Raw genomic sequence first — 11,850 nt, 5'->3', positions numbered from 1 at the left:
ACTTGCCCGCCGCCGACCGAGACGCTGCGTACCGCCACTATGTGGCGGACGTCATCATCAGGCACGTCACCAAGGACGGCGCCCTTGAGATCACCGAGGGTTATCGACAGCTTAGGGCTGTCACCGGGAAGTCACTGGGGACCGTCAAGAATTGGTTGACGTATCGCGCCAACTTCCCCGACCTGCCCTCGCTGGCCCGGATCATCGAACACTACAAGATTCCGCCGGAGTCGTTCTACCCAGCGGCCTTGGACCGGCTCCTCGCAGGGGCGTCTTCAGACGCCGATCCGGCAAGTCCGCAACCTTCAGAGATGGCGGATCTTCCGATCATCTCGCTGTACCGACCAGGCGACCCCTCGTCGTCCGATAGGGCTCTTACCAAGTACACGGATCATCCGCGCGCTGCGGTGTTCTATCGCCAGGCGGGGAGCGACATGCTCGACCAGATACGGCCAGGCGAACTCGTTCTGGTCGACCCGACCTGCGAGCAGATCGCTGGAAGCGGCATGTACTTGCTTCGGTTCAGCGCCGCCGGGCAGGCGAACCAGACCGCGATCCGTATGGTCGAGGTCGTTTTTGGTGAGCCAATGGTCCGGCTCAGCTGTGGTTCTGCCATGCCGCCGACCAGCGTTCAGATGATCCCCTTGGTCAACGGACAGTTGCCGTCCAACATAGCGGTGCTGGCGCGCGTCGTTGGTCACCTGCGGCAGATCTGACCGGCGGTTCTCTCAGGAACAGCCGGCCATCCAGGTCCCTTGCCCGCCTGTCGCCTGTCCGGTGGACAGCCGGGTGCGCCGGTGGGGGGCGGCGCGGTAGCGCTTCGATCGCCCTGAGCCGATCGGACCCCGGACCCCGGACCCCGGACCCCGCGCACGACATGGCCGGCTTCGCTGACGGGTGAAGTGGTGGGACTGTAGGCCGGCTGCGGCTCGGGTCTGTTGGTGGACCCTCCAGGGCGCACCCATGCTTCGGCGAAGACCTGCTCGCACGAGCGGGCAGGGACTCCTGGACGGCGAAATAGAGTTCGAACGCCGGGGCATGGCATGGCAGGGTGGTCTGACGCGGCGGGAGTATCGATGCCGGCGGCTCACAGGCCACCCTCATAATGAACCAACGGCAGGCGGTTGGGCGCGGATTCCTCTTGGGCGATTTCGCAGCAGTCCGGCTGGGTAGTGCGTCGACGAAGGGGTGGGAAGCATCGGCCTGCCGTTGGTTCGTTTTTAGCGGTGGCGAAGGTGGTTCCGACATCATCGACGGTCGCGCCAGGCCCTGCTGAAGCGGTGCGCGCCGCGACCGCCTGACATGCCTAGCCTGCCAGATGAGCGCCACGCCATGGCACCAGGCAAGATCCGTCTGGTTCGACCATCCTCGCCATGCCCGTCGACCTCGCTCCGCCACTTCCCCTGGCAGCACCACTGAAACTGTTTGTCTCGTACTCGCGGCGCGACAAGGCCGCCGCGCAGGCGCTGGTTCGTGCGCTCGAGTCCGAGGGCTTCGCCGTGTTCATCGACCTCGAGGCGCTGGAGTTCGGCGAGGAGTGGCAGCGCCAGCTCGCGCAGTCGATCGCCGCGGCAGACACCGTGGTGTGGCTGGTGACGCCGGCGAGCGTGACATCGCGCTGGTGCCAGTGGGAACTGGGGGAAGTGGTCCGGTTGTGCAAGCGGCTGATGCCCGTGCGTATCGCCGACATCGACGCCGCCGCACTACCACCCGCGATCGGACGCGTCCACATGCTGCCGGCCGAAGGCGTGTACGACCCGGAACGGGACCAGGCACCGCTGGTGCGCGCACTGAACACCGACAGCGCCTGGGTGCGCGAGGGCACCGCACTGCTCGCGCGCGCACACCAGTGGCGTCCGCCATCCGAGGATGGGAGCGCCGCCGTTCGGGCAGACAGCAGCGCGCTGCTCTCGGGCGCGCAGCTGCGTCGTGCCGCTGCCTGGCACGAGCGTCGGCCGCCACGGGCACCGCCCGCTGCACGCCAGGTGGTCGAGCTGATCCTCGCCAGCCGCGACGCCGAACGACGGCGGCGCGCATTGGGTGCCGCCGCGATGCTTGGCGTCATCGCCATCGCGGCGACGGCCTGGTGGCAATGGGACGCAGCACGGCAACGCCGCACAGAGGCGCAGGCCAATCAGTCGCGCCAGCTGCTTGCGGCCGCCCACCAGGCCCAGGCCAGCGGCGATGCCGTGCGCGCGGCGCTGTTGGCTCTCGAAGCGATGCCGGATGCAACGCGCGGAATAGAGCGCCCGCTGCTTCCCGAAGCCGAGGGTCGCCTGTACGCGGCGCTGCAGTCACTGCGCGAGGAGCGGGTTCTGCCCGATCCTGCCGGCGTCACGCTCGGCGTGATGCCACAGGCCGCTGCATCGGCTGTTCCGCTGCTCGGACAGGACCACGCGCTTCGGCTGCTGGATGCCGAGAACGGCCGCTGGTTGGGAGAACATCGGGGGCCGGAAGTGATTCCGATCGCCCATCGCTGGAGCCCGGCCGCCCGGCGTCTGCTCGTGGTCACCACCGCGTTCGACCAGCAGCCGGCTCGGACCTACCTTTGGGACACCGGCCGCCCAGCGCTGATCGGCGCCCTCGAGGGCCATGCGGCCGAGATCCGCGCCACCGCCTTCAGCGGCGACGGTCGACGACTGGCGCTGGTCGACGAGCAGGGCGTCGTCAGCCTCCACGACGCAGCCGACGGCCGCCTGCTACGGCGCTGGCAGCACGACGGCAGCGTCGAGGCGCTGGCATTGGATGCACAGGGCCGCCGACTAGCCGGCGCGGACGGCCAGGGCAACGCGATGCTGTGGGACGCGGGTGCGGGCCGCCTGCTGCGTCAGCTGAAGGGACGGCCGGGCTTCGGTACCCAGGCGCTGTACTTTGCCGGGGACGATCGTGAGCTTGTCGCCGTGGGAGTGGACGGCTGGCTGCAGCAATGGCGCCTGTCTGGTTCGGCCGGAGCCACGGCGTCCTCCAGCTGCCCCAGGCCGCCGGCAATGCGTGCGCATACGCGACAGATCGGGGCCAGCACGCTGTCGGGAAGCCTGCTGGCCACCGGCGACAGCGGTGGCGGCGTGGCGCTATGGAGCCTGGCGGGCGAGCCTTGCGACGATGTCGCACCTGGACGCATTGCCCTGGATTCACCGGTGCGAGCGCTCGACGCCGGAACCGAGGGCGACACCGTGCTGATCCACACGCGCGACGAACCGCGCGGCATGCCGGCCTCCAGTACGTTGCACCTGTGGCAGCGCCACGAGGGCCCTGGTGCCGTCGAGCTGCGCGGCCATCCCGACCTGGCCGGCATGGCCCTGCTCGACGGCGGGCGCCTGCTGAGCCACGGCGGGCGCGAGCTGCGCATCTGGCGCATCGCGACGCCCGCCCAGCGCGATAAGCTGGCGGGCCACGCCGCCTGGGTCACGGGGGTGAGCGTCTCTCCCGATGGCAAACGGGCCTTGAGCCATGGCTCGGAAGCGACCGCTCGGCTGTGGGATCCAGCATCCGGCAGCGAGCGCGCCAGATTGGCGGCCGGAGGCACACAGGTGCTGGCGTCCGCCTTCTCCAGCGACGGGCTGACTGCCTTCCTGCTGGCCAACAACGGCGAGCTGTCAAGCTGGAGTTCCGCCGACGGCGGGGCAGTGGACCGCAAGCGCCTGCCGGACGGCGGATCGCCAGAGGCGGCCCAGTTCGCACCGGGCGGCCGACGCCTGTTGATGTCCCATGGTGCGCGGCCGGCCACGCTGTGGGATCCCGCGAACGGCAGCTTCGTGGCCCGACTCGATGCACCGGCCGCCGATCCGCCTGCGGGCGCCACGCTGAGAAGGCAGGTGGCGCGCGCCGCGTTCAGCGGCAACGGCCGGTGGCTGCTGACGGCCGCCGAATGGCAAGCGCCGATGGACAGCCCCGCCTCTGCTGCATCGGGCAGCGGCCAAGCTTTCAGCCTGCGCCTGGAGCCCGGGCTGCGGCTGTGGGATGCATCGAACGGCGCGCTGGTGCGCCGCATCGACATGAAGGGTGCGCCAGTCGAGACCTTCGTGACCAGCGCCGACGGTACGCGGCTGGCGGTGGGCTTTCGCGCCGGACGCGTGGCCGTGTTCTCGTTGCCCGAGGGCCGATTGCTGTTCGAGCGCGAAATGGGCCCGGCCGCTCGTGCGCCACGCTGGGCGGGCCTCGCCTTCAGCCCGGACGGCCAATGGCTGGCTGGCAGCTACGGAGGGGCGGGCGAAGTCTGGGGCATCGGTAAACACGAGCGCCATGTGATGCTGGTGCGCGGACTCTCTGAGGTCGGCGCGCCGGCCTTCACGCCGGACTCACGCCGGCTGCTCACCCGCGACGGTCGATCGGTCCGCCTATGGGACCTGGAGTCTGGCGAGGTGGCCGTCGCGATGGAGGGCCACCGACTCACGGTCGCAGCCTTGGCCTTCGACCCGAAGGGCCGCTGGGTGCTCAGCGCCTCGCTCGACCGGGATCTACGGCGCTGGCCGCTGCACGCATCTCGTGCCGAGCTGCAGGCCCGTGCCTGGTCCTCGCTGCCGCGCTGCCTGAGCGATGCCGAGCGCGCGCAGCTGGCCTTGGCGCCGGGCTCGGGCCCCTGCAGAGCGGCTGGCGCGCGGCCCTAGTCTTTGCGACGGTTGGCTCGGCGACCCGTCGCCAGCGCCACCGGAGGGCGGCGCCTTGCCGATCCCAGGATGTCGGCACGTAGGGGCGGCTCATCGAGGCACGTCATCACGAGCGAGCTGCGCACGACGATGGAACGGCTTGACCCGCCAGGCGTCAGCGGTAGTCATGCTCGTGCTGATCCCTCGCAGCGAGCAATACGACATCGAGCTCGCGAATTGCAAAGAGAAAGACGCATCCGGCATGACCGAAGGGAATGATCAGTTCCCGGAATTCCCTGTGCGCTTCAGATCGACGACAGGCGTGTGGAGCAAAGGCGAGGATCCCCATCGCGCGCTCCACCGCGTCGCGGAACCGGAAGATGCACATTTCATCCGGCGTGTTGCTTGCCAGCTCCCGTTGGATGATGTGTTCCTCGAGACGCTCGACGTCCTCCTGGAACGTGACGGTCAGAACAACCCGATACCCTTCGCTCACCCGGCGGTTCGCTTGTTCTTCGCCGCCACTGCATCGCGGATGCGCTGCTGTGCTGCTGTTGCACGCTGCTCCATGCCTGCCAGGAAGGCTTCAGCCGTCAGCAGGCCGACGCCCTTCTCAGCGCTGCGCAATGCCTTCTTCGCCCGGGCGACAGCGGCGTTCTGCTCAGCGCGGAACTCAGCCTCGCGGCAAACAGCATTCTCGATGAACTGCGTCAGCGATTCGCCTTCTCGCAGCACAGCCTCGAGGCTGGCCTTCGTCTCGGGCGCAACACGGATGGGCGGCAAGGTGGCGGAGCGACTCATTGGTAGATGTTGGCTCGTTTCAGGCCAGAAGGTCGATAACAGAGCCAACACCCCCGTTCAAACCGTGCATGCGGATTTCCCGCACACGGCTTACCGGTGGCCGGTCGGCTCGCAGCATTACGCGGATCTCCTGTTGCCAGGAGGCTTGCCGGGATAGCGGATCGTACCGCGCAGGCGATGGAGTCCAAGGCTTTCGAAGTAGGCGCGATCCCAGTGCGGCGTTTGGCCTGGGCGCAGGTGCCGACCGGCGCGCTTGACACGCAGGCTGCGCAATCGACGCACGACGTAGCCATCGATCGCCGTGAAGCGATCGGCCGCATTGCCGCTGCCAAAGTACTGCCCCCAGCCGCGTAGCACCGGGTTCAGATGGGCGATCACGTCGCGCAGATCCTGGTGGCAACGCCACCGCGGGGTCAGGTCCCTGACCCGCTCGCGCACCCGGTTCAGCGCCCGGCGGCTCGGCCACCGATGCAGGTAGTACCGCTTGAGCTTCTTCTGCTCCCACAGTCGACCGCTCATGCGCTTGCGCAGGTGACAGCCCAGGAAGTCGAAGCCTTCCAGTCCATCCTTCAGCGCCACGCGTCGCGTCTTCTGCGGATGCAGCTTCAGCCCCAGCCGGCCCAGCACGTGCTCGATACGACCTTGGGCTTCCTCGCAGCTTCGTGCACTGCGGCACATCACCACGAAGTCATCCGCGTATCGCACCAGCGTGCCCAGGTGCGCGCCATGCCTGGCCCATACCCGGTCCAGCACGTGCAGGTAGATGTTCGACAGCAGCGGCGAGATCACGCCACCTTGCGGCGTCCCCGCCACAGGATGGCGCACCGCGCCGTCTTCCATCACCCCAGCCTGCAACCACAACCGCACCAGCTTGAGCATCCTGCGATCACTGACGCGCTGACCCACCAAGGTGAGCAGCTTGCCGTGATCGATGCTGCCGAAGTAGTCCTGGATGTCGGCATCCAGCACGTGCTCGGCACCCTCGCGGCTCAGTTGCCTGATCCGCTCCAGTGCCATCGTCGCGCTGCGCCTCGGCCGGAACCCATACGAGCACGGCTCGAAGTCCGCCTCGAAGATCGGCTCCAGCACCAACTTGGCTGCCATCTGCACCACCCGGTCGCGCTCCGTGGGGATGCCCAAGGGCCGCATTCTTCCGTCTGCCTTGGGGATGTACACGCGCCGCACGACTTGCGCGCCATACTCGCCCGCGCGCAGCACTTCGCCCAGCTCCTGCAAGAAGCGCTCGACTCCGTACTGCTCCACGTCTTGGATCGACACGCGGTCGATCCCCGCTGCGCCGCGGTTGCGGCGCACTCGCCTCCACGCCTCGCGCAGGATGTCATCCCTGCACATCTGGCCGTACAACTCGTGGAAACGCCTTCCCGGTGCCCGCTTGGCTGCGGCCCAGAGCTGCCTCTGCAGTTGTCGCACGTTGTCGCGCGGCTCATCACCGCCGGGGTCGTTAGGTCCGGTCTGGCCGGCCATTCCCTTGCGCTTACCCGCTTCCTCAGCGTAACCACCGCAGGGACCCTTCCCTCCAGCCGCGTTATGCCGCACGGCCTTCGTCGGCTCGGCTCGCGCCTCGCCGTCCAGTACTACGATCCCCTCGGACTTCCGCTGCGCACGACTCGACTTCGCCTTGGGCTTATACGAGCTCGCTTGCCCCGACTCGGGCCGCGCAGACGGATCTCTCGTGTTCCGCTCCACTCCTTGCACGCGTGCTGCGCCCCATACCCCGCCGCAGCCTCTGGCGCGCTTCGGTCCTTGCGCCAGTGGTGTTGCCTTCGCCGTGACATGAGCGGCTCGGCCTGCGGGTTGTAACTTTGTCGAGGCTGCAGGCTTCACTTCATGTTGCGGCCCGCGTGCTTGCTCCCCGCTGTACGGCTTGCGCCGCTTCACGGGCTTCTGACGCCCCGCTCGGGCACAGAGGTCTCCCTCCAATACCTGGGGCCTGCTACCCGGCGCACCGACGCCTACCGGGACGGGACTCTCACCCGTAGGAGTGGCGCAGCAAGCCGCAGTCAGTCCTCCCCCTTCGGGGTTCGGCCTTTCCTTAGCGTCACGACGCACCATGCGGGAAGTGTATAGCAGTTGTTATACAACCGCAAGTTTAGCCGTCACCAAGGCCCAGCCGGACCGGCTATGACGAATCACTGCGGCGTCGCCTCCGCCCTTCTTCGCTCGCCGGTAGCCGCTTCTCGAAGAACACATCGGGATAGGGGTCATCGTTGAACGGCGGGATTTCGATCCAGCCCGACTTCCGATAGAGCTCGATGGCTTCGGACAGTGCGCTGTTGGTATCCAGGCGGAGCACGCCGATGCCCAAGTGGCTTGCGATGTCTTCAACCGCGGTCATGAGACGGCGCGCCAGTCCCAGGCCCCGTGCGGCCGGCGCCACCCAGAGGCGCTTCACCTCCGCCAGCTCGCTGCCATCTCCTTTGAGGCCCACGCAGCCTACGGGGAGTCCGTCCGACCAGGCGAGCAGGAACGTGCCGCGCGGCCGAACCATGTCGGCGGCTTCCGGGTCGCGTGAACGCGAAACATCGAAGCCAGAGGCAAATCGCTTGTTGAGTTCACCGTAGTAGGCGCGCAAGCAGGCCCGGGCGGGCTCGCTCGTCGCATCGGCTTCCTCGATGACCGTGCGCGAGCGCTGCAGTGCGCAGGCAATCACGTCCATGGCGGCCAGCAGCGTTTGCGGGTGAGGATGCTGGGCCAGCATCGTGCCCGCTTGATCATCGGACAGCTTCTCGTAGGCTCGAAACTCCCGCTGGCCCGCGCGCGTCAGACGCACAACTCGGCGTCGTGCATCGCCGGGATGGGCAACGGTCTCGACCAGGCCCTCTTCCTCCAAACCGCGCAGTAGCCGGCTTGTCAGACCGGAGTCGAGGCCCAGCGACTCGCGCAAGCGAGCCACGTCAGTGATTCCCCGCCCGATCGAGTTCAGGACGCGCGCGGCGCCGAGAGGCCGACCGCGGCCGAGGAACGAAGTGTCGAGGGCACCCACCTCGACCGTGACCGCCCTGTTGAAGCGGCGTACTCGTGCAACTGCATCTGGCTCCATATAGCTGACTTTAGTCAGTCATTTTCAAGGAGTCAACACGCAGGGCCCGAGTCTGCCCTGACGGCATAGGAGCGTTCTCAAGCCGCGCTTGCCGCTGCGGCGTCTCGCCATCCCCGGGGGCGGCGAGCAGCGACACACGCGTCTCGTCGAGCAAGGCCACGAGTTCGTCCGCGACGGCAAGCTGCTGGAATGCCGGTGCTCGGCGACGAGGCGAGCGACATCGCGAACCTGCTGCTCGGCGAGCAGGACCTGCAGGCCGGCGAACGCATCACTGCCGCCAGGCGCGGGCTGCTCCCGCTGCGGCGCGAGCTGGCCGCGGCGTTGTCGCAACTCCAGCGCGTGGAGGGAGACATGGGCTTCGTGCCCGCTGCGAAGCCGCGCCGCCGCGGGGCCTGAGCGCGGTGCACGGAGGCCGGTCCGAGGCCTGCGCCGCAGCTCACGTCGATTTGACGAGAGGGTATTCTCTGGATCCCTTGTCCCTCGTCGGCGTGAGGCGGGATCGAGCGACGGTAGACGGCCATGAGCCGCCGGTCACCAAAGGCAGCAATCGGGAAACATGGTGAGGTTTCGGCCGGTACCTTGTGGTGCGAACCCTCGATGGCCTGGCATCGGCCGATTCCCGCGCCGCGGCATGCGCGACATCCACGTACGAATCCGGATGCCGTGCACCGGCGGGGCGGAGACGAGGTCCGAACCGCTGACCTGTGAGCGGTTGCCTTCCTCGGCAGACTCTTGTCCGCACGAGCATCAGTTCAGGCGCGATCCCTTCGGCAGGGGCGCGGCGAGCCACTCGTGCACGTCGGCGCGGATGTGCCGGCCATCGAAGAAAGGCCTCGATGCGGCTCGGCACGTACGGCAGGTACACACGCGGCATCCCTGCCTCCTCCGGCGTGCGGTCGGCCTTGCAGCCGCAAGCGAGTGCGCTTTCACTCGGTGGTCGACCCGGTCAACGCGCTCGAGCAGGAGAAGGCACAAGGCAAGGCCGGTCGCATCGCGGCGAGCCTGCTGCGCATGGACGCCGTCGTGCTCGATGAGCTGGGGTACTTTCCCTACAGCCAGGCCGGCGGAGCATTGCTGTTCCACTTGCTCAACCGGCTGTACGAGCACACGAGCGTGATCATCACGACCAACCTCGACTTCGCCGAATGGTCCACCGTGTTCGGCGAGGCGAAGATGACCACGGCACTGCTGGACCGGCTCACGCATCACTGCCACATCCTGGTGACGGGCAACGACTCGATCCGATTCACGCGCAGCACGGCAGCGGCCAAGAAACGCGTCAGGGAGCGTGAGATGAGCCGCACGGCCAGCCAGGCGTCTTCGACGCCGTAGCGGGGCGCCAAGGCCCCTTCAGCGGCCCCGCGGAGGGCCGCCGCGCGACCTTCAGCAGCCAACGCAGATCGTCCCCCCGGCAAAGACCTACACTTATCCACAGCCGGCAGGCGTGCTGCCGGCTTCCATCAGGGGGTCAATGTTCGCTCGGCATAGTGGTCAAAATTCAATCGGCGCCGACACTGAACCGCCCTATTGAAGGTGATTGGCAGTGGATGACCGGTGAGTACTCTGTCGCGGCAGTCCGTACTACCTCGCGTAAAGTTCCTCGATCTGCGCGGCGTACCTCGCGGCGATGCTCTTGCGCTTGAGCTTCATCGTGGGCGTGAGCTCCTCGCTCCCCGGCAGCCACTCCTTGGCGACGACCTTGAACTTCTTGATTTGCTCGACACGTGAAAGGTGGCCGTTGGCGCGCTCGATAGCCGCCGCGACCTCGGCGAGGGTGGCGGGATCGTCGACAGACTTCCCGGCCGCGCCTTCGGTGCTAAGCGTGATCAGCGCGACGTTGTACGGTCGACCGTCGCCAATGCACACCGCCTGGCCGATCACGGGACTGGAGGACCTCAGGCAGGTCTCTATGTTCGCGGGCGACATGTTCTTGCCGGCCGCGTTGATGATGATCTCCTTCTTCCGGTCCACGAGCCGCACGTAGCCGTCGTCGTCGATCGTTCCGATGTCACCGGTATGCAGCCAGCCCTCGGAGTCGATGGCCTCGGCGGTCTGCTCGGGCTTATTGCGGTAGCCCCTCATGACAGTCCTGCCGCGCACGAGCAGCTCTCCGTCATCGGCGAGCTTGACCTCGACCCCGGGGATCGGCAACCCGACCGTGCCCACTCGTATGCGGTCAAGCGGGTTGACGGTCATGAGGCAAGAGGCCTCGCTCATGGCCCATATCTCGCAGATCGGGATCCCCACGGCCGCGAAGAACTCGAACACCTCGCGCGGCGTTGGCGCCGCGCCGGTAAGGAACCACTCGGCCTCATCCAGCCCCAGCTTCCGGCGGAATTTCGTGCCGACGAGCGCTTCGGCAACCTTCGCCTCTTCCTGGAGCATCAGGCTAGCGGACTTTCCCTCCTGCGTGGCGCGGGCCATCTTGATTCGGGTGTCGATGGCCCACCGCAACGTCCGACCCGCATCGCCGGCCTCCGACTCGATCTCCGCCTCCAGGGCCGCCTTCGTCTTCTCCCACATCCGCGGCACCGGAAGAAATATCGTGGGGCGAACCTCGTGCACGATGCCCATCACATTGCGCGCGTCCGGGCACGAGGTGACGGTGAAGCCCCAGACCCCCAGCGGCGAATAGTGCCCACTCCAACGATCACCGATGTGCGCGGCGGGCAGGAACGACACGGTGCGGCCTCCCGGCGTGACGGGCAACACCTGCTGCACCGCGCGGATCTCGCTCATCATGTTGCCGTGGGTGAGCTCCACACCCTTGGGCGGACCCGTCGTGCCGGACGTGTAGATCAGCGTGAGGAGGTCCTCGGGCCCGAGGGCCGACCACGATGCCTCGAAGTCGAACTGCGCGTCGCCGCCCGCCTCCAACTCCTCGAGGCTGAGCGTGCCTTCCGGCGCGCCGTCGACCACCACAATCCGATCGATCGGCGTGCCGCCATCACGCACGGCCAGCAGGTGCTTCAGGAACGCACGCTCGGTGACCACCATGCGGTTCCCAGCGTCGGCGAAGAGATACTCGATCTGCTCGCGCGCCGAGGTGTTGTAGATGGAGAACGCAACGGCGCCCAGGTGCATGGCAGCCAGGTCCACCACGTGGAACTCAGGCCGGTTCGTGAGCATGATGGCCAGCCGGTCCCCGCGCTTGACGCCCAGCGCCGCGAGACCGGCAGCAACTCGCCGCACCCGTGCGGCGAGCGCGCCATAGGTCAGCGAAACACTGCCGTCAGCAGTGCGGACGGCAACCTGGTCGGCCCTGGCGGCCGCGGTGATTTGAAACGCCTCGCACACCGTCCGCGCCTTTAGCGCGCGTTCGAACGCCTCGCCAGCGGGGGGCTTGCCGATGTTGGTTGCTCGCACTTGCGATGCGTGCCTTTCATGTGTGGTCATGGCGAC

General features: G+C 67.5%; 8 protein-coding genes and 1 pseudogene. 4 read left to right on the top strand and 5 right to left on the bottom strand.

The features are described from left to right. Positions 1 to 2: 2 nt before the first annotated feature. Positions 3 to 716 (top strand): hypothetical protein, encoded by a 714-nt coding sequence (locus HLB44_RS30690; protein WP_173132369.1) that lies wholly within the window; start codon positions 3 to 5, stop codon positions 714 to 716. A 657-nt stretch (positions 717 to 1,373) separates the two neighbouring features. Further along, entirely contained in the window at positions 1,374 to 4,607 is a 3,234-nt protein-coding gene (locus HLB44_RS30685; RefSeq protein ID WP_173132366.1) for a toll/interleukin-1 receptor domain-containing protein, read from the top strand. Between the two features lie 154 nt (positions 4,608 to 4,761). On the opposite strand, the gene HLB44_RS30680 is transcribed toward HLB44_RS30685, so the two are convergent. The 4 genes from HLB44_RS30680 to HLB44_RS30665 all read right to left on the bottom strand — a co-directional run bounded on the left by HLB44_RS30680 (position 4,762) and on the right by HLB44_RS30665 (position 8,448). Then, on the bottom strand, positions 4,762 to 5,082 hold the full coding sequence (locus HLB44_RS30680) for a type II toxin-antitoxin system RelE/ParE family toxin (RefSeq protein WP_173132364.1): 321 nt from the start codon (positions 5,080 to 5,082) through the stop codon (positions 4,762 to 4,764). Continuing rightward, a complete protein-coding gene (locus HLB44_RS30675) occupies positions 5,079 to 5,387 on the bottom strand; it encodes a YlcI/YnfO family protein (RefSeq protein ID WP_173132361.1) in 309 nt (102 codons plus the stop codon). The genes HLB44_RS30680 and HLB44_RS30675 overlap by 4 nt, the downstream gene beginning before the upstream one ends. A 117-nt stretch (positions 5,388 to 5,504) precedes the next feature. Next, complete coding sequence (gene ltrA, locus HLB44_RS30670; RefSeq protein ID WP_173132358.1) at positions 5,505 to 6,872, bottom strand: group II intron reverse transcriptase/maturase; 1,368 nt, start codon at positions 6,870 to 6,872, stop codon at positions 5,505 to 5,507. A gap of 655 nt (positions 6,873 to 7,527) precedes the next feature. After that, on the bottom strand, positions 7,528 to 8,448 hold the full coding sequence (locus HLB44_RS30665; protein WP_173132355.1) for a bifunctional helix-turn-helix transcriptional regulator/GNAT family N-acetyltransferase: 921 nt from the start codon (positions 8,446 to 8,448) through the stop codon (positions 7,528 to 7,530). Between the two features lie 189 nt (positions 8,449 to 8,637). Between HLB44_RS30665 and HLB44_RS30660 the strand changes: the two genes are divergently transcribed. Continuing rightward, positions 8,638 to 8,844, top strand: coding sequence for a hypothetical protein (locus tag HLB44_RS30660; RefSeq protein WP_173132352.1), 207 nt, complete (start codon positions 8,638 to 8,640; stop codon positions 8,842 to 8,844). A gap of 516 nt (positions 8,845 to 9,360) precedes the next feature. Further along, a pseudogene (locus tag HLB44_RS30655) lies at positions 9,361 to 9,780 on the top strand (ATP-binding protein); the annotation flags it as partial. 249 nt (positions 9,781 to 10,029) lie between these two features. Here the strand turns inward: HLB44_RS30655 and HLB44_RS30650 are convergent. Further along, a complete protein-coding gene (locus HLB44_RS30650; protein ID WP_173132349.1) occupies positions 10,030 to 11,844 on the bottom strand; it encodes an AMP-dependent synthetase/ligase in 1,815 nt (604 codons plus the stop codon). Positions 11,845 to 11,850 lie beyond the last annotated feature (6 nt).

The organism is Pseudaquabacterium terrae, from assembly GCF_013266755.1.
GTDB lineage: Bacteria > Pseudomonadota > Gammaproteobacteria > Burkholderiales > Burkholderiaceae_C > Pseudaquabacterium > Pseudaquabacterium terrae.
Note: the sequence above shows the minus strand (reverse complement) of the source record. Positions and strands in the feature narration are given on the sequence as shown.